Annotated in this window: 13 protein-coding genes and 1 riboswitch; of the genes, 6 read left to right on the top strand and 7 right to left on the bottom strand. The window is 63.8% G+C overall.

The annotated features are described in order from the left end of the window. The first annotated feature begins 60 nt into the window (after positions 1–60). A complete protein-coding gene (locus tag J9885_RS02575; RefSeq protein WP_210547995.1) occupies positions 61–1044 on the top strand; it encodes a hydrolase in 984 nt (327 codons plus the stop codon). Here J9885_RS02575 and J9885_RS02570 read toward each other — a convergent pair. Further along, positions 1026–2177, bottom strand: a complete 1152-nt coding sequence (locus J9885_RS02570; protein ID WP_210547994.1) for a GGDEF domain-containing protein — start codon at positions 2175–2177, stop codon at positions 1026–1028. The two genes, J9885_RS02575 and J9885_RS02570, sit on opposite strands and share 19 nt — an antisense overlap. Before the next feature lie 89 nt (positions 2178–2266). Here J9885_RS02570 and J9885_RS02565 point away from each other — a divergent pair, with 89 nt between their 5' ends. From J9885_RS02565 to J9885_RS02555, 3 genes are all read left to right on the top strand, one after another. Next, the gene (locus J9885_RS02565) at positions 2267–2512 is read left to right on the top strand and encodes a YheU family protein (protein WP_134695469.1); all 246 of its coding nucleotides are present in this window, start codon (positions 2267–2269) and stop codon (positions 2510–2512) included. A gap of 236 nt (positions 2513–2748) precedes the next feature. Next, on the top strand, positions 2749–3618 hold the full coding sequence (locus tag J9885_RS02560; RefSeq protein WP_043758373.1) for a phosphoribulokinase: 870 nt from the start codon (positions 2749–2751) through the stop codon (positions 3616–3618). Between the two features lie 15 nt (positions 3619–3633). Next, positions 3634–4167: a DUF4136 domain-containing protein gene (locus J9885_RS02555; protein ID WP_134695470.1), complete on the top strand. Its 534-nt coding sequence runs from the start codon at positions 3634–3636 to the stop codon at positions 4165–4167. Between the two features lie 69 nt (positions 4168–4236). Here the strand turns inward: J9885_RS02555 and J9885_RS02550 are convergent, their stop codons facing one another. Together J9885_RS02550 and J9885_RS02545 are read right to left on the bottom strand one after the other, a co-directional pair. Next, on the bottom strand, positions 4237–4536 hold the full coding sequence (locus J9885_RS02550) for a hypothetical protein (protein WP_043758367.1): 300 nt from the start codon (positions 4534–4536) through the stop codon (positions 4237–4239). A gap of 48 nt (positions 4537–4584) precedes the next feature. Further along, a complete protein-coding gene (locus tag J9885_RS02545) occupies positions 4585–4989 on the bottom strand; it encodes an OsmC family protein (RefSeq protein ID WP_210547993.1) in 405 nt (134 codons plus the stop codon). Positions 4990–5360: 371 nt separating this feature from the next. Between J9885_RS02545 and crp the strand changes: the two genes are divergently transcribed. Together crp and J9885_RS02535 are read left to right on the top strand one after the other, a co-directional pair. Continuing rightward, positions 5361–5999 (top strand): cAMP-activated global transcriptional regulator CRP, encoded by a 639-nt coding sequence (gene crp, locus J9885_RS02540; RefSeq protein ID WP_042074976.1) that lies wholly within the window; start codon positions 5361–5363, stop codon positions 5997–5999. Positions 6000–6125: 126 nt separating this feature from the next. Then, positions 6126–6926 carry a putative RNA methyltransferase gene (locus J9885_RS02535; RefSeq protein WP_210547992.1) on the top strand — a complete coding sequence of 267 codons (801 nt, stop codon included), beginning with the start codon at positions 6126–6128 and terminating at the stop codon, positions 6924–6926. Positions 6927–7071: 145 nt separating this feature from the next. Here the strand turns inward: J9885_RS02535 and J9885_RS02530 are convergent, their stop codons facing one another. The 4 genes from J9885_RS02530 to J9885_RS02515 form a co-directional block, all read right to left on the bottom strand. Then, positions 7072–9672 (bottom strand): glycosyl hydrolase family 18 protein, encoded by a 2601-nt coding sequence (locus J9885_RS02530; protein WP_210547991.1) that lies wholly within the window; start codon positions 9670–9672, stop codon positions 7072–7074. 110 nt (positions 9673–9782) lie between these two features. Then, a riboswitch (cyclic di-GMP riboswitch) is annotated at positions 9783–9870 on the bottom strand. Positions 9871–10072: 202 nt separating this feature from the next. Then, positions 10073–13534 carry a PAS domain-containing hybrid sensor histidine kinase/response regulator gene (locus J9885_RS02525; protein WP_210547990.1) on the bottom strand — a complete coding sequence of 1154 codons (3462 nt, stop codon included), beginning with the start codon at positions 13532–13534 and terminating at the stop codon, positions 10073–10075. Positions 13535–13588: 54 nt separating this feature from the next. After that, a complete protein-coding gene (locus J9885_RS02520; protein ID WP_210547989.1) occupies positions 13589–14743 on the bottom strand; it encodes a 3-phenylpropionate MFS transporter in 1155 nt (384 codons plus the stop codon). Positions 14744–15003: 260 nt separating this feature from the next. After that, positions 15004–17097 (bottom strand): TonB-dependent hemoglobin/transferrin/lactoferrin family receptor, encoded by a 2094-nt coding sequence (locus tag J9885_RS02515; protein WP_210547988.1) that lies wholly within the window; start codon positions 17095–17097, stop codon positions 15004–15006. Between the last annotated feature and the right edge of the window lie 34 nt (positions 17098–17131).

The following is a 17131-nucleotide window of genomic DNA, read 5'->3' as shown; positions in this document are numbered from 1 at the left end:
CACCGCGGCGAGCCCCTGGCTCGCCGCCGCTTCCCCTTCCCTGCTGCCCCGAGCCGTTGCATGCTGACAGAAAGCCACTTCCACGCCCCCTGGTGGGCCCGCAATCCCCATCTGCAAACCATACTGCCCAAGTGGCTGCGCCGCGCCCCGGCCCGCTTCACCCAGGAGCGCTTCGAGCTGCCGGATGGCGACTTCGTCGATCTCGCCTGGAGCACAGGGTCACACCGGGACGAGCAACCGCTTATCGTATTGTTCCACGGGCTGGAGGGGAGCATTCACTCCCACTATGCCAAGGGGCTGTTCGCCCATCTGCAGCAGCAGGGGCAGGAGGCGGTGCTGATGCATTTTCGGGGGTGCAGCGGCGAGCCGAACCGGCTGCTGCGGGCCTATCACTCCGGCGCCATCGACGATGCCCAGGCCGTGATTGCCGAGCTGGGTCGGCGCTTCCCCGGCAAGCCCCTCATCGCCATCGGTTATTCCCTGGGGGGCAACATGCTGGTCAACCTGCTGGCACGGGCCTGCCCAACCGAGCTGAAAGCGGCTGTGGTGATTTCGGCACCGCTGCAGCTGGCGAGCTGTGCCGATCGGGTCAACCAGGGGTTCTCACGGGTCTATCAGAGCTATCTGCTGCGCACCATGCGGGCCAATCTGCAGAGCAAGATCCGGCATCAGGAGGCCGCCCGGGCACGCTGGCAACCAGCGCAGGTAGCACGCATCGCCACCCTGCGCGACTTCGACGAGCAGGTAACGGCCCCGCTCCATGGTTTCGACAGCGCCGATCACTACTACCAGACCTGCTCCGGCCTGGGCATGCTGGCTCGCATCCCCATCCCGACCCTGGTCATTCACGCCGCCGACGACCCCTTCATGACCGGATCCGTGATCCCGACGCCGGAGCAGCTCTCACCCCAAGTGCGCTACGAGTTGAGCCGGCGGGGGGGCCACGTGGGCTTCCTGCACGGTTCCCCCTGGCGTCCCCGCTTCTGGCTGGATGAGCGCATCAGCCAGTGGCTGCAGGAGCAAGCTCAGGACGCGACCCGGTAGCCGTCGCGCCCCTCTTCCTTGGTCTGATAAAGAGCGCCATCCACCCGTTCGAGCAGCATCACCAGGCTCTCTCCCGGACGCCACTGGGCAATCCCCTGGCTCAGGGTGAGGTGGGGGGCGACATCGGAGTCTTCATGGGGCAGGGCCCGGGCGGCCAGGGTGGCGCGAATGCGCTCGGCCACCTCCTTCCCCCCCGCCAGATCCGTCTCCTGCAGCAGCACCACGAACTCCTCCCCGCCGTAGCGGGCCACCAGATCACCGGGTTCGCGCACGCTCTCCTCCAGGCACTCGGCCACCAGGATCAGACACTCGTCCCCGGCCTGATGGCCATAGCGATCGTTGTAGCGTTTGAAGAAGTCCACATCGAGCAGGATCACAGTGAGCGGCAGTTCCAGGGTCGTGCCCTGCGCGATGGCTCGCTTGCACGCCTGATCGAAATGGCGACGGTTGGCCAGGCCGGTCAGGGGATCCCGATGGGCCATGGCATTCATCTTGTGCGCCAGCATCAGGTTGTCATACTCCCTCGACACGGCCAGCTCGAACCAGCCGTTGAGCATGCGTCGCCCCGTCTCCAGCACGACCAGCAGAACCCCGACCACCATGATATTGACCATGACAAATGGAGAAGGGCTCCAGCAAGCCCTTAACAGCAAGAACAGCAGAGGGGCACACACCAGGGCATAGAACAGCCGTACATCGGAATAAGTCGCGATGAGACCGGTCAGTAACAACAGGCTGACCATGTTGAAAATGAAGCTGAAACCGCCCTTCAGATCGACGATCGAGATGGTATAGCCTACCAAGGCCCAAGCCAGTCCCCAGAAGAGGCCGCAAACCAGCAGGGAGATCTGCCAGAGGGCACGGGGCTGACGGGAGAGCCAGCGCCATCCGATAGGCAGCAGCAGACAAACGCCAGCCATGGCGATGAGCTGCCACTTGTAGGACCAAGGCAAGAGGTCATTGAGCACCAGGTGCGCATCCTGATAGATATAGAAGCGTGCCAGCAGGAACAGGATAGCGATCAGATTGATGGCCCAGAACCAGCGAAGTCCGGAGTCCAGGGCCTGCCGACGGGCATCGAGCAGGTGCTGGGTGAGCTGCCCGGAAGGGCGACGAGCATCAGTTGAATTCATGTAACCCCTCGAACGGCACAAGACAAACTCCTTGCACTTGCCGGACTGGCATCGACAATACCCACACCCCACTGATTGAAGATGAAACCATGATTATCCCCTGGCAAGAACTGGATCCCGAGACCCTCACCAACCTGCTCGAGCACTTTGTCCTGCAAGAAGGCACCGAATACGGCGAACAGGATGTCAGCCTGGCCGACAAGGTCGAAGCGGTCCGTCAGCAATTACAGCAAGGCATCGCCGTGCTGGTCTACAGCGAGTTGCACGAGAGCGTCAATGTCGTGCACAAGACTCATTTAAGCAAGGCCTCTACGGACGATTATCAACCAGAATGACACCGGCAACGGAAACCCGGGCTGAACGAGCGGGGGATCTTCCGCCCGATGCCCGGGCTAGCCGCCCCTTCCCCGGGCCTCTCTCCCGGCCGCAGCGCGACGCCCGGTTGCCCTTCCCGAGGGATCCCGCGCCCAGCCAGGCCGACGGACGAGGGCCGGGGCGGAAGATGTTGCAGGGGCTTGACCGTACTTTGGGCCAGCCCTTATAACGGAACTCCCAAGGAAGAGAGAATTCTATGTCGGCCAAGCATCCCATCATCGCGGTCACCGGTTCGTCCGGTGCCGGCACCTCCACCTCCACCAACGCGTTTCGCTCCATGTTCCATCAGCTCGGGTACAAGGCGGCCGTGGTCGAGGGGGACAGTTTCCACCGTTATACAAGGCCCGAGATGGACGTGGCGATCCGCAAGGCGCGGGAGCAGGGGCGGCACATCAGCTACTTCGGCCCGGAGGCCAACGACTTCGGTCTGCTGGAGTCCTTCTTCCAGGAATACGGCCAGAGCGGCACCGGCCAGTATCGCCGCTACCTGCACAGCTTCGACGAGGCGGTGCCCTTCAACCAGATGCCGGGCACCTTCACCCCCTGGCAGGATCTGCCGGGGGAGACGGATCTGCTGTTCTATGAAGGGCTCCATGGGGGCGTGGTCACGGACGAGCACAACGTGGCGCGGCACGTGGACTTTCTCATCGGCGTGGTCCCCATCGTCAACCTGGAGTGGATCCAGAAACTCATTCGCGACACGTCCGAGCGCGGCCACTCCCGGGAGGCGGTGACCGACTCCATCGTGCGCTCTATGGACGACTACATCAACTTCATCACGCCGCAGTTCTCCCGCACCCACATCAACTTCCAGCGGGTACCCACCGTCGACACCTCCAACCCCTTCAGCGCCAAGGTGATACCCAGCCTGGACGAGAGTATGCTGGTGATACGGTTTCGGGGCATCAAGCAGGTGGACTTCCCCTACCTGCTGTCGATGATAGACGGCGCCTTCATGTCCAGGATGAACACCATAGTCGTGCCGGGTGGCAAGATGGGTTTCGCCATGGAGCTGATCCTGCGCCCCCTGATCCAGCAACTGATCGAAACGGGCAAGATCACCTGAGCCAAGGAGCTTACGATGCGCGGTGCACTTCTCTCATTCACACTCGCTGCCCTGCTGGGCGGCTGCAGCACGGGCCCCGCCGCCCCCACCGTCGAGACGGGGACCATGGTGGTGCGTCCCGCAGACAACTGGACCTATGGGGCGACACCACGCTACGCGCTCGCCGAGCAGTTCCAGTATGCGGGCAACAGCGCCGCCCCCTGGCTGGAGCCGGTCCAGCAGGCGGTGACCCGGCAGCTTGACGGCAAGGGCTGGCGCAGCGTGCCTCTGGATGAGGCGGACGTCTGGGTTGCCATCGGCGTCGCCGGCAGCCAGGACATGAGCGACGGGGAGATCTTCTCTCGCCTCGGCATGACCCCGGGCCTGAATGCCGCCGCCGATGCCCGCAAAGGTACCCTGGCCATACTGCTGCTCGACCGGCGAACCCAGCAGACGGTATGGAGCAGCGCCATCCAGCTCGCCAGCGACGTGCCCATCGCCGAGGAGGCCCGCAGCCAGCTCAGCCAGGAACTGGCCGGACAGTTGCTGGGCTCGCTACCCTCAAACTGATTTCTCTTTCAACAAAAACGGCCTGCTTGAAGCAGGCCGTTTTTCGTACACGCCATGTCGGCATGAAGATCACTTCAGTTCACAGGTCAGCTGGGTCACCCCGCTTTTGACCAGAGTGGCCTGCTTGTCCTGCTGGGAGAAGGTGGTCACCCCGTCGGAATAGCTGGCGACCTCCTTGGGCGATTCGATGCGGCCCAGCTTGTGATACACGCCGGCATAAGGGAACTGCACCATGTCGGCCTGGGCATCATAGGTGATCCCCAGCATCTCTTCCCCGCACTGATACTGGCTGTATTGATACTGGGTCGGCTGCGGCGCACTGCAGGCAGCGAGCCCGAACAGGGGAAGCAACATCATCATTTTTTTCATCGCACTTTCCTTATGTCATGGCGTTATCGACGGGACAAATTACAACGATCAAGCCTCAAGAATTTGATAACTATGGGTAATTTCTACCGCTTTTTCCAACATCAGGGAAACGGAACAATACTTTTCCATGGACAGATCGACCGCGCGGGAGACGTGCTTCTCGGCCAGCCCCTTGCCGGTCACGACGAACTTGAGGTGGATTTTCTCAAACACCCGGGGCACGGAATCGGCACGGACCCCTTCCAGCTCGACGTGGCAGGCGGTCACGGACTGGCGGGCCTTCTCCAGGATGGAAACCACGTCGATGGAACTGCACCCGCCGACCGCCAGCAGGATCATCTCCATCGGGCTGGCACCTTCACCCGGGTTCGCGCCATCCAGGGTCACCTGATGACCGGACTCGCTCTCGCCCACAAACTTCATGCCTTCGACCCAGCTGACCTTGGCTTTCATCTCACACTTCCTCTCAATGACGACGATTCTGACGCCCATAGCATACCTCAAGCAGGGGTCGAGTGGCACATGACTCGTCATCTTGCAGCCAGGGGAGGATCCCGTCCCGTTTCCACCGACCGGGACGGGACAATCGAAACGTCTGCGACCCCGAGGGAAATAGATCGAAATCAACATCTGCCCCCCCCTTCTTGCCTAGAATGGCCCGGATCGCGCAGCAGATCGCGGCTCCCCGAGGGAGCGCGACACCCCAAAGCCTTGTCAGCACAGGCAAAGGCTCTTATTCTACTGCGACCAAAGAGTAAGGAATGGCAAGCTTGGCAACTTGCCTGGACGCACAGTCCATAAAAAAGACACTACGAGGAAGTCTCATGATCATTGGCAAACCGCAAAGCGATCCCACCCTGGAGTGGTTCTTGTCGCATTGCCACATTCATAAGTATCCCGCCAAGAGCACCCTGATCCACGCCGGTGAGAAAGCGGAAACCCTCTACTACATCGTCAAGGGTACCGTCGCCGTCCTGATCAAGGATGACGAAGGCAAGGAGATGATCCTCTCCTACCTGAATCAGGGGGATTTCCTGGGCGAGATGGGGATGTTCGAAGAGAACGAGAATCCGGAACGTTCCGCCTGGGTACGTGCCAAAGGCGCCTGTGAAGTCGCCGAGATCTCCTACAAGAAGTTCCGCCAGCTGATCCAGGTCAACCCGGACATCCTGATGCGCCTCTCCGGCCAGATGGCCAAGCGCCTGCAGCACACCAGCCAGAAGGTCGGCAACCTCGCCTTCCTGGACGTGACCGGCCGGATTGCCCAGACCTTGCTCAACCTGGCCAGACAGCCGGATGCCATGACCCACCCGGATGGCATGCAGATCAAGATCACCCGTCAGGAGATAGGCCAGATCGTCGGCTGCTCCCGCGAGACCGTCGGCCGCATCCTCAAGATGCTGGAAGAGCAGGAGCTCATCTCCGCCCACGGCAAGACCATAGTGGTGTTTGGCACCCGCTGACAGGGTTCCCTGACGGCTCCCGCACAGAGCCGTTGGATAAAAAGGCTGCCACGGCAGCCTTTTCTGATCCGCTTTCCTATAATCCCGAACGCCCCCGCCGTCATGGCCGTCCCCAAGAGAATGCCTATGCACCTTCAATGCCCCCTTTGCCGCAGCCCACTCCAGCTGCATGAGGCCTCCAAGGGCCGCTACTGCGCCAACAAGCACCATTTCGACCCTGCCCCGGAAGGCTATCTCGATCTCATCCCCGGTACCAAGAACCCCAAGGACAGCGACAGCCGGGCCCTGCTGCGTGCCAAGCGCCGATTCCTGGAGCAGGGCCACCAGCTGCCCCTGGTGGAGGCCATGGCAGCCCTGTTGGTTCCCCTCGGAGAACATGAGCTGATCCATCTGGGTTGTGGCGAGGGCTACTACTGCCGGGCCCTGGCAGAGCGCCTGCCAGGCTGGCAGGTCGGCGGTTTCGATCTCGCCAAGAACGCCATCTTCGCCGCCAACAAGGCCCAGCCGGAAGGCCAGTTCATCATCGCCGATCCGGCGCGCGCCCCGCTGCAGCCGGGCAAGGCCCAGGTGCTGCTGGTCAACGATCTCAAGGTCAAGACCGAGCAGCTGGTCAGCTGGCTGGCACCGGGCGGCTACCTGCTTTATGTGCAGCCAGGCCCCCGTCACCAGTGGCAACTGCGCGTCAGCCTCAACCCGGTGAGCATGGAACACCCCCTGAGCTGGCCTAGCCTCGCCGGGCTCACCCTCGCCCAGCAGCAGCGCGTCCAGTTCACCACGGCGCTGGATCAGGGCTTGCGCGAGCACATCCTGGAGACCAGTCGCCTCGGCTGGCGTGCCAGCGGCGAGCAGCGCCACGCCTTCACCCACCAGGGGCCGGATCAGCTTGAACAGGATCTGCTGCTGACCCTGTGGCAGAAGCCGCTCTGACCCGCAATAAAAAAAGGCCCTGACGGGCCTTTTTGCTTTGAGCCGGGAGTGCTCCTGCCCCCCTGCGCTGAGGGGCACAACCCGGTGTCATCATCCGCTTGCAAAAGAAATGGGGCCCCAGGCCCCATTGTCGTATCACGGACGATCAGTTGCAGCTCGCGGCGCCCTGATCGACCCAGACGGCGGCCTTGCCCGGCTCGTCGCCCTTGGTCCAGTACTGGGCCTTCCACTTGTGACCGTTGTGGGTGGTCAGGTCACCTGCGTTGTAGGCCACGCCGGCATCCCAACCCAGCTGCACCTGGCTCACCAGCTTCCACTGATCGGCGGTGCGACTCGGCTCGTTGCCCTGGGTCCAGTACTTGGCCTGCCACACCAGTTGCTTGTGGCTCACCTTGTCATTGGTGTTGTAGACGGTGCTGGCGCTCCACGCCGGATGGTTGGCCGCATCGGGATCGGTCGCACTGCAGCCGCCCCCCGTGCTGGCCGGTTTGACGGTCAGACGCGTCGTCGCCGTGGCATCCAGCGCACCGTCGGTGACCACCAGGGTCAGATCATAGGCGGTGTCGCTGGTGACGCTCGGGCCCGTGACCACCAGGCTAGCGCTGTCCTGGCCAGTCGCGCTGAGACCCGCCGGCACCGTCCACTGATAACTCAGGGCGTCACCATTGGGATCGGAGGCCGTGGCCTGGATGGTCACCTGCTTGCCGGACTCGACGCTGGCGGTGGCAGACACGTTCACCACGGGCGGCAGGTTCGGCTGCGGTGCCTTGTTGGTCACCACCACCTGATCCTTGGCCGAGAGCCCCTGATCGTCGGTCACGGTCAGCTCGAACACCAGGTTGATGTCGCTGCTGACGGCATCCAGCACCACGCGGGCCTTGGCCGAGGTGGCATCCAGCAGGCTGGCCTGCGGGCCGGACACCTGCTTCCAGCTGTAGGTCAGGGCCCCGTTTTCCGGATCGTGGGAGGCGCTGCCATTGAGCGTCACCTCCGCCGGGCCGGTGGCGTTCAGATCGCTGCCGGCATTGGCCACCGGCGGCTTGTTGACCGGTGGCGTGGTGCCGCCGTCCCCATGGCCGAGCCCCTCGTGTATGGCGTTGAGGATGTCGCCGTTGTCTGCATCGATCTCCCAGGCGAACAGGCCGCCGAGCTGGTTCGCCAGCACGTATTGCCCCTTGGCCTTGACCGAACGGTCGTTGTCGAAGCTGATGAGATCCCCGGTGCCGGCGTTGAAGACGTAGGGGGCCTCGGCCACCTCGTCATAGCCCTGCTCCCAGCCTGCGCCCATGCGGTTGTTGACGATGTCGCGGTAATCCACCACCCCGTTCTCCCAGGTGCCCTTGACGGGGCCGGTTGCGGTGCCGGTGAAGGGGTTGCCGGCCTGATAACCGCTGACCCCGGTCCAGCCGCGACCATACATGGCCGCACCGACCACGATCTTGCCCGGTGTGACCCCCTGGCCGAGCAGCGCCCTGACGCCCTTGTCGGTGGTGTACTTGGTGGCCGGATCCCAGCTCGCGGCATGGAGGTTGGTCTGGTGGCCCAGCTCGGTGTTGCTCCAGGCGCCGTTGAAGTCGTAACTCATCAGGAAGATGTGGTCCATGTACTGCTGGGCCGCCTGATAATCCACCTTGGCAATCTTGTCTCCGCCGGCGCTGATGGCCGAGGTGAGCTCGTACTGGCGACCGGTCTCGGCTTCCAGCTCGTCGAGCATGGCGCGCAGCTCTTTCATCAACGCCACATAGGTGGCGCCATCCTGCGGCCCGCCCAGGTTGGGGTTGGCCCCCTGACCGCCCGGGAACTCCCAGTCGATGTCCACGCCGTCGAAGAATTTCCAGGTCTGCAGGTACTCCTTCATGGAGGCGACGAAGGTGTCGCGCTTGGTCTTGTCGCTGAAGAAGTAGAAGGGGTCGGAGAGGGTCCAGCCGCCGACCGAGGGGAGGATCTTGAGGTCGGGGTTGGCCTGCTTGAGGGCCATCAGGTTGCCAAAGTTGCCCTTGTAGGGCTCATCGAAGGCGGTGAGCTTGCCCTGCCCCATCTGCACGGCGGCCCAGGGATCGTGAATGGAGACCTTGAAGTCCTCGCGACCGGCGCAGGAGCGCTGCAGCGCCTCGAAGCTGCCAGAGATCTCTTTGAGGCTGTCATTGATGCCATTGCCACCGCAGATGGGGGTGAAGCCGTAGAGGATGTGGGTCAGGTTCTTGGCCGGGATCTTGTCCACGGTGAACTTGCGGCCATAGACGCCCCACTCAACGTAGTAGGCCCCCACCACCTTGCCGGACTTGTTGGCGTAGGGCTTGTTGTTCTCCTGCAGCGGCGCATCGAGCGGCGCCAGGTGGCTGCCGTCCGTGTCCGCGACCACTATCTCCTTCTTGTCGGAGAGGGTGCAGCCATCGGCGTTGCACAGGGCGACCTGCATCTGGTAGCGGCCCCCCTGGGTGACCTTGAAGTTGGCGGTGCCGGATGCCGCGGCGGCCCCCGACCACACCTCCTTGCCATCGAGCAGCACCTTGGCGGTCTGGCCCACGTCGCCGGACCAGAGGTTCCAGCTCACGCTGACGGGGGCACCATCCTTGTGGACAGTCACCAGCTTGTTGTAGGAGGTGGCGGCCTGATCGATCTGGATGATGGCGAACTTGGTTTCGCCCCAGCCTATGGTGGGTTTGCCGGGGGCGGCGGCGAGGGCGGAGGTGGAACAGATCCCCCCGACCAGCAGCGCCAGCAGGGTATGTTTTGGACTGAACATAGTTGAACTTCCTTATTTCGTTATTGGAGTAAACAACGAAAAAGGCAACGCAACCTGACAGGGAATGCAGACGACATCGCACCATGGCTTGGCCCATGGACGAAACAACCTGTGGTGGCCCCGCTATCCTAGGTACCGCTGACCCTTAGACCGGAAGCTTTGCGTCCCGGACTTTCGTCCGGTTTGCCTTTTTGCACAACTTGATTTGCGATGAAAATAATCGCCGAATGACTATAGAGGAGAGTCGTCGGCCCGCCACCTAGTAAAAATAACAGTGAGAGGGACTCACCATTGCCAGTTGGCCACGAAAATGCATACAAGTCGGCAACAACGTCGCCGATGATGCTGCATGAGAACCATTATCAGCCACGTCAATCAATGATGGATTCTGTGATTCCCGTCACTGAACCGGCAGCAGCAGGCTGTTCATCAGGGCCCTCAGCTTGAGCGGCTTGACCGGCTTGCTCACATAACCGAAGCCATGCTCGCGGATCTGCGTCTGCAGCTCGCTCTTGCGATCCGCGCTGATGATGATGCCGCCGATGCCGTTGCCATGGGCCAGCCTGATCATGTGCAGCGCCTGCAGCCCCGTCTTGCCGTCGTCCAGGTGGTAATCAGAGAGCACCAGCCGGGGCAGGAAGCCAGCCCCGATGATCTCCTCTGCCTGTTCCAGGCTCTGGGCACAGCGCACCTCGCATCCCCAGCGCTCCAGCAGGGAGGCCATGGCAATGAGGATGTCCTCCTCGTTGTCGATGCAGAGGATCCTGACCCCTTCCAGCTGGCTGTCCCGCTGGGCTGGCGCCGTCACCTGGCTCGCCGTCACGGGCCGGGTCGCGAGGTTCAGGGTGATGGCAAACACGGATCCCGCTCCGGGCCAGCTGCGCAGGGAGAGCTGGTGACCCAGTACCAGGGAGATGCCGCGAGCGATGGCAAGCCCGAGGCCGAGCCCCTGCTCCTTGGCGGTGCGGGAGTGATCGAGGCGGGAGAACTCGTCGAAGATCGCCTCCTGCTTGCCCTCCGGGATGCCGGGGCCGTTATCCCACACCTCGATGCGCACCTTGTCCCCCAGCCGGCGGCAACCGAGCAGCACCCGGCCCCCCGGGTTGTAGCGAAACGCGTTGGTGAGGAAGTTTTGCAGCACACGCCGCAGCAGGCGCACGTCGCTGTAGACCGCGAGGCTGCTCTCCACCACGGAGAACTGGATCCCCCCGGCCTGGGCCAGCACCCCGAACTCCGCCTTGAGGTTGTCGAGCACGTCCCTCAGGGCGAAGTCGAGCTTCTTGGCCTTGAACTTGCCGGCCTCGAGGCGCGAGATATCCAGCAGGTCCATGATGAGATCCTCGGTCGCCCCCAGGGCATCGTCGATGTGGCGGGCGATGCGGGCGGGCTCGTCCGCCGGGGGCAGCATCTCCAGCAGGGAGGAGGTGAACAGCTTGGCCGCATTGAGCGGCTGGGTGAGGTCGTGGCTCACCGCCGCGAGGAAGCGGCTCTTGGAGTGGTTGGCCCGCTCCACCTGCTGGTTCACCAGCAGCAGCTGGCGGTTGAGCTCGGAGAGCTCGTGGGTGCGCTCGGCCACCCGCGCCTCCAGATGTTCGTTGGCTTCGCGCAGCACCCGCTCGGCGTCACGAAACGGGGTGATGTCGGTGAAGGTCATCACGAAACCGCCGGCGGGCATGGGGTTTCCCTGCATCTCGATCACCCGGCCATCCGGCCGCTCCCTGGCCGAGATGTGGGGACTGCCGCGCTGCATGAAGGCAACCCGGCGCGCCACCTGGGCCTCGACCTCGCCGGGGCCGCACAGCCCCTGCCCGGCGTTGTAGCGGATGATCTCCTCGATGGAGCGCCCCACCTGAATGAGACCGGGGGGATAGGAGAACAGCTCGATGTAGCGCCGGTTCCAGGCCACCAGCCTGAGTTCCCTGTCCACCACGGAGATCCCCTGCCCCATGTGTTCGATGGCCCCCTGCAGCAGGCCGCGGTTGAAGCGGAACACGTCGGAGGCCTCGTCCACTATGGTGGCGATCTCCTCGAGCTGCATGTTGCGCCCCTGCAGGGCCGAGGCCAGCACCAGCCGGGCGGACGAGGTGCCGAACACCCCCGCCAGCAGCCGCTCGGTGTGGGCAATGAGCTCCGCCGAGGCCTGCATCTGGGGCGCCAGGGTGCCACCCCGCTCGCCGGCGAAACGGCCGAAGGCGCGCTTGACCCGGCTCGACCCCACGAAGCGGGCCGCCAGCATCTCCAGCTCCTTGACCGAGACCCGCGCCTGGTAGAGCGCCGCCGTGTCCCGGCTCTGCTTGCCGACGAAGTTGGCCGCCTGCAGCCGCTCGCTCACCGCCGCCCGGGACAGGAGCGAGCCCGCCACATAACCCACGAGGTTGAGCAAGAGGCTCAGGAAGAGGCACCAGGCCCCCAGGCTCAGCTCGCGAAACGCGGGCCAGTCGGGGGGGGCCAGCAGGGCCTCCAGGGGAGATCCCGCCAACAGGCCGCTCTCGGCGAGCAGGGTCAGGCACCAGAGGCTGACCCCGAGGGCAAGACCCAGGTAGACCCCCTTGCGGTTGCCGTGCCGCCAGTAGAGACCAAGCAGCAGGGCCGGCGCGAACTGGGCCACGGCGCCGAACGACAAATAGCCGATGCGCGACAGACTGGTGAGATCCCCGAGCCAGAGGTAGAGCGCCCAGGCGGCCAGCAGGATCAGCAGGATGGCGCCACGGCGCACCTGCAGCAGCAGCCGCATCAGGCGCTCGTCCCGCCCTTGCTGCCAGACCCGGCGCAGCAGCACCGGCAGCACCAGATCGTTGCTCACCATGATGGCCAGCGCTATGGTGCAGACGATCACCATGCCGGTGGCCGCCGAGGTGCCGCCGAGAAACGCCAGCATCGCCATGCCGTCGTAGCCGAGGGACATGGGGAGGCTGATCACATAGGTGTCCGAGGCCATGCCGGCCCCCACCCACTGCTTGCCCGCCAGGGCCAGCGGCCAGATGAAGAGCCCCATCAGGAAGAGATAGAGGGGGAAGATCCAGCGCGCCCAGTGCAGATCCTGCCCCTGGTTGTTCTCCACCACGGTCACGTGGAACTGGCGCGGCAGGCAGATGACGGCGCACATGGCGATCAGGGTATAGATGGCAAGCTCCAGCAGGCCCCCCGGCGTCACCGCCACCACCGCCTCCAGGAAGTCGCCAGCCACCAGGGTGCGGGCCTCGCTCGGCTTGCTGACGATGAGCCAGAGCGCGAAGCCCCCCACCGCCATGAAGGCGAGCAGCTTGACCACGGATTCGAACGCGATGGCGACCACCATGCCGCGGTGGTGCTCGGTGGCGTCCAGGTTGCGGGTGCCGAACAGGATGCTGAAGAGAGCCAGCAGCAGGGTGACGCCGAGGGCCAGTTCGGCCATGTTGCTGGTGGGGCTGGCTCCGGCACTGTTGGCCATCAGCAGATCCAGCCCGGTGACGATCGCCTTGAGCTGCAACACCAGGTAGGGAAGTATCCCCATGATGGCGATGAGGCTGATCACCATGGCCAGGCGCTGGGACTTGCCGTAACGGGCGGCGATGAAGTCGGCAATGGAGGTGATGTGCTCGCGCTTGGCCACCAGGATGAGGCGGGCCAGCAGGCGCCAGCCGAACAGGAAGACCAGCATGGGGCCCAGGTAGATGGGCACCGGCGACCAGGGGGATTCGCTGGCCTGGCCCACGGTCCCGAAGAAGGTCCAGGAGGTGCAGTAGACCGCCAGCGACAGGCTGTAGAGCAGGGGCTGCCCCTTGGGGCGGCGGCGCTTGTTCTTGTCCGCCACGAAGGCGATGAGGAACAGCAGTCCCAGATAGGCGAGCGACAGCCCGATCAGCAGCCATCCTTGGTGCATCTACGTATTTCCCTTGTCCAGATTGGTCGATGGCCCGCCAGAGGCGGGCCCGTCTCAGTGGCCCGGTGCAGGCCGCGCGTCGCCGCGCTCTTCACGCAGTCGCAGCACGAAGACCGGCAGCACCACCAGTACCATGATGAAGAAGATGCCCCCACCGAGAGACTCGAACAGGAGGCCGCTCACCGTCATCAGGGCGGCCACCGTCATGCCGAGGCCGAGCGCCGCGTAGAGCGCCTGGGTGGGGATCTGCTGCTCCGCAGGCAGCTGGCGAGTCATGAAGCGGATGGCCCCCAGGTGACTGATGCAGAAGGTGACGCCGTGCAGCAGCTGGCCGATCACCAGCACCGCCAGCTCGGTGGAGCTGCCGAGCAGCACCCAGCGCGCCACGCAACCGACGGCCCCCACCAGGAACAGGGTCTGGGCCCCGAAGCGCTGGAGGAAGCGCTTGTCCGCGGCGAACATGGCGATCTCCGCCACCACCCCCAGGGCCCACAGATAACCGATGAGGGTGCCGCTGTAGCCCTCGGCCTTCCAGTAGATGGCGCTGAACCCGTAGTAGGCCGCATGGCTCCCCTGCAGCAGGGCGGTGATGAGCAGGAAGCGGCGCACCGAGGGGGACTTGAGCGTCTCCTTCAAGGAGGCCTTGGCCCGCTCCCCCTGCAGCTCCCGGGGGGCCGGGTGCAGCGGCAGCAGGCTCAGCCCCAGCATGATCAGCAGCCCGACCACCATGGTGTGCAGCACCCAGTCGCTGCCAAAGTTGCCCACCAGGGCGCCGACCAGGGTCGAGGCGACGATAAAGGCGAAGGATCCGCACAGCCGTACCTTGCCGTAGTCCAGGTGGGTCTGCACCACCATACGGGTGGCGAGCGCCTCCCCCATGGGCATCAGGGTCGGGTAGATGAAGTTGGCCGCCAGGGTCAGCGCCACCAGCCACCAGATGCCGTGGCTGACATAGAAGCCGAGGAAGGCCAGCAGGCTCAGCAGGCAGAGCAGCCGGGTGACGGGCAGCAGCTGCCCCGCCCCCTTGACCCGTCCCATCACCACCAGGTTGCCGGCGAAGCGAATGGCCATGCCGACCCCCAGCAAGAGGCCTATCTGCTCGGCGCTCACCCCTATGCCTTCCAGCCAGAGGGACCAGAACGGCAGATAGGCGCCATAGACGAAGTAGAAGGCTCCAAAGAACAGGGCTAACCAGGAGAACGCGGGCATAGGGGCTCGACTGCGAGACAAGGGGCACAAATGATAACCGATTTCGGGGCGGGGATCCCCAGGCGGCAGCCAGGATAAAAACCAGAAATATCAATAAAGTTGAACCTTTGTCACATCCCCCTGTCTATTTGAATAACACCGCTTCCTGATGAGTGTTGCAATCCTTCCACCCGCCGCCGGCGGGTTTCTTTTTGGCGCCGTTCCCCTTCCCATAGAAAAAGGGGGCCAGTGGCCCCCTCTTCATGACATCTACCGTCCTGTCAGAACACGTACTTCACCCGTGCGCTCAGGTTGCGACCCGGCTCGGTCTGACCGCTGGTGTCCGCGCTGGCGGCGAGGCCGGTGATGCTCTCGTAGCTCACGTACTCCTTGTCAAACAGGTTGAAAACGCCGACGTTGAGCTGCAGATCCTGCATCGGCTTGAACTGGGCATAGAGATCCACCACGCCCCAACCGGCGCTCTTGATGTTGTCGTTGCCGCGGGCATCCTTGCCCACCTTGTCCATGTCGTCGGCAAAGCGCAGGGCGGTGTTGATGTTCCAGTTCGGCTGCTCCAGCCGCACGCCCAGGCTGCCGTTCAGGGGGCTCAGGCTGTTGATATAGTTGCCATCGCCATCCTTGCCTTCGATGTAGGCCAGGTTGCCCCAGACGTTGACCAGGGCGTTCAGCCAGTAGTCCGCCTTGGCCTCGACCCCCTTGGTGGTCGCCTTGTCCAGGTTCTGGTACTGGTAGACGGCGGTGCGTCCTTCCGTCCCCACCCCGGTCAGCTCGATGAAGTCGTCGAACTTGTTGTAGAAGGTGGCCACCTCGTAGCTGAAACCGCCGCTGCTGCCGCGCACGCCGAGATCGATGCCGTCGCTGCTCTCGGGCTTGAGGTTCGGGTTCGGCTCGATGCGGTAACCATACGCCTGGTGGTTCAGGGTGGAGAAGGCGTTGTCATACATGGGCACCTTGAAGCCGTGGCTGTACTGGGCGAACAGGTTCGCCGCCTCGTGAGCCTTGAACACCAGCCCCAGCTTGGGCGAGAACTCCCCCTCGGAGATCTTCTTCATGTTCTCGCCCGTGTAGGCGGGATCCTCGTCCGGAGTCATCTTGTAGTAGTCGTAACGCATGCCCGGGGTCAGCACCCAGCGATCGCCGAACTTGATCTCGTCGAAGGCCCAGAGCGCGCTGCGCTCGCTGGTGGTGGACGGAAAGCTCAGCTCGCTGTAGCCGACGAAGTCTCCCGGCACGGTCGGCCCCTTGAAGCGGGTGCGCTCGTTGTCGGTGTGCTCGTATTCCAGGCCCCAGGCCAGACGCTGGCTGGCGAGGGCCTTGCTGAACTTCACCTGAGCCCCCAGGCTCTCCTGCTCGAAACCGTTGTGATCCAGGGAGTTCTTGGTCACATAGGGGTTGCCCGGCATGACCGGATACTTGGAGGAGGCGTACTGATCCAGGGTCTGCTTGGTGCGGGTGTAATATACCTTGCTGTCCACCCGATCCGCCCAGGGGGCGTTCAGGGCGAGACCGTGATCCAGTACCAAAGAGAGATTGTCGGTCTCCTTGTCGGTGATCGGCTGGTTGAAGACGGAGCCGGTCTTGGTCAGATCGACGGCATCCGGATCCTGCCCTTCGGTGAAGTAGTCGACCGTCAGCTTCAGGAACTGATCGTCGCTGAGATTCCACTTGCTCTTGAACAGCACGGCCTGGCTGACGATGTCGAACTCGTCCTTGTCGCCGTCGTAATTCTGGGTCACCCCGCCGTCCCGCCAGGTGTAGCGCAACAGGTTCTCGAACTCCCCGGCGCGCAGCGCCCCCGTGATGCCCGCCATCTTCTGGTGGCTGCTGGAGGCGTAGCCCGTGGTCGCGTCCAGGTAGCTGTCGCGGCCCTTCAGGAAGTCGCCGGCATCCTTGGTGGTGATGGCGATGACGCCCCCCAGGGCATCGGAGCCGTAGGCGGCGGACGCCGGTCCCTTGGCCACTTCCACCTGCTTGATCATGTCGGTGTCGAAGTAGGTCTGGCCCACTCCGCCATTCTTGTAGGCATCGTTCTGGCGCACGCCGTCCTGCACCACCTTGACCCGGTTCTCGCTCATGCCACGGATGGTGAAGGTCTGGGCATCCCCCGCCCCCCCCTGCACGCTCACGCCCGGCTCGTAGCGGAACAGATCGGCCACGTTGCTGACGACCTGCTCTTCTATCTGCTCCGAGGTGATGACGGCGATGGGGCCGGAGACATCTTCCAGCTTCTGCTCCATTCGGGAGCCGCTGACCACCATGACCTCATCGGTCTGGGTGTCTGCGGCGAAGGCGGGGGAAACCAGCCCTGCCGCCACGGCGAGGGCAATCAGTGAGGGGGTGTAGTTGTGCGCCACTGCAAAGTCCTTATTGAGAATTATTATCAAGCGG

This window comes from Aeromonas sp. SrichE-2G, assembly GCF_017939565.1.
GTDB classification, from domain to species: Bacteria; Pseudomonadota; Gammaproteobacteria; order Enterobacterales; family Aeromonadaceae; genus Aeromonas; species Aeromonas taiwanensis.
Note: the sequence above shows the minus strand (reverse complement) of the source record. Positions and strands in the feature narration are given on the sequence as shown.

Bases quoted from the DNA above. Each gene is read 5' to 3' on its own strand.
- J9885_RS02575 (WP_210547995.1), top strand. From the start codon at position 61: ATGCTGACAGAAAGCCACTTCCACGCCCCCTGGTGGGCCCGCAATCCC.
- J9885_RS02570 (WP_210547994.1), bottom strand. From the start codon at position 2,177: ATGAATTCAACTGATGCTCGTCGCCCTTCCGGGCAGCTCACCCAGCAC.
- J9885_RS02565 (WP_134695469.1), top strand. From the start codon at position 2,267: ATGATTATCCCCTGGCAAGAACTGGATCCCGAGACCCTCACCAACCTG.
- J9885_RS02560 (WP_043758373.1), top strand. From the start codon at position 2,749: ATGTCGGCCAAGCATCCCATCATCGCGGTCACCGGTTCGTCCGGTGCC.
- J9885_RS02555 (WP_134695470.1), top strand. From the start codon at position 3,634: ATGCGCGGTGCACTTCTCTCATTCACACTCGCTGCCCTGCTGGGCGGC.
- J9885_RS02550 (WP_043758367.1), bottom strand. From the start codon at position 4,536: ATGAAAAAAATGATGATGTTGCTTCCCCTGTTCGGGCTCGCTGCCTGC.
- J9885_RS02545 (WP_210547993.1), bottom strand. From the start codon at position 4,989: ATGAAAGCCAAGGTCAGCTGGGTCGAAGGCATGAAGTTTGTGGGCGAG.
- crp (WP_042074976.1), top strand. From the start codon at position 5,361: ATGATCATTGGCAAACCGCAAAGCGATCCCACCCTGGAGTGGTTCTTG.
- J9885_RS02535 (WP_210547992.1), top strand. From the start codon at position 6,126: ATGCACCTTCAATGCCCCCTTTGCCGCAGCCCACTCCAGCTGCATGAG.
- J9885_RS02530 (WP_210547991.1), bottom strand. From the start codon at position 9,672: ATGTTCAGTCCAAAACATACCCTGCTGGCGCTGCTGGTCGGGGGGATC.
- J9885_RS02525 (WP_210547990.1), bottom strand. From the start codon at position 13,534: ATGCACCAAGGATGGCTGCTGATCGGGCTGTCGCTCGCCTATCTGGGA.
- J9885_RS02520 (WP_210547989.1), bottom strand. From the start codon at position 14,743: ATGCCCGCGTTCTCCTGGTTAGCCCTGTTCTTTGGAGCCTTCTACTTC.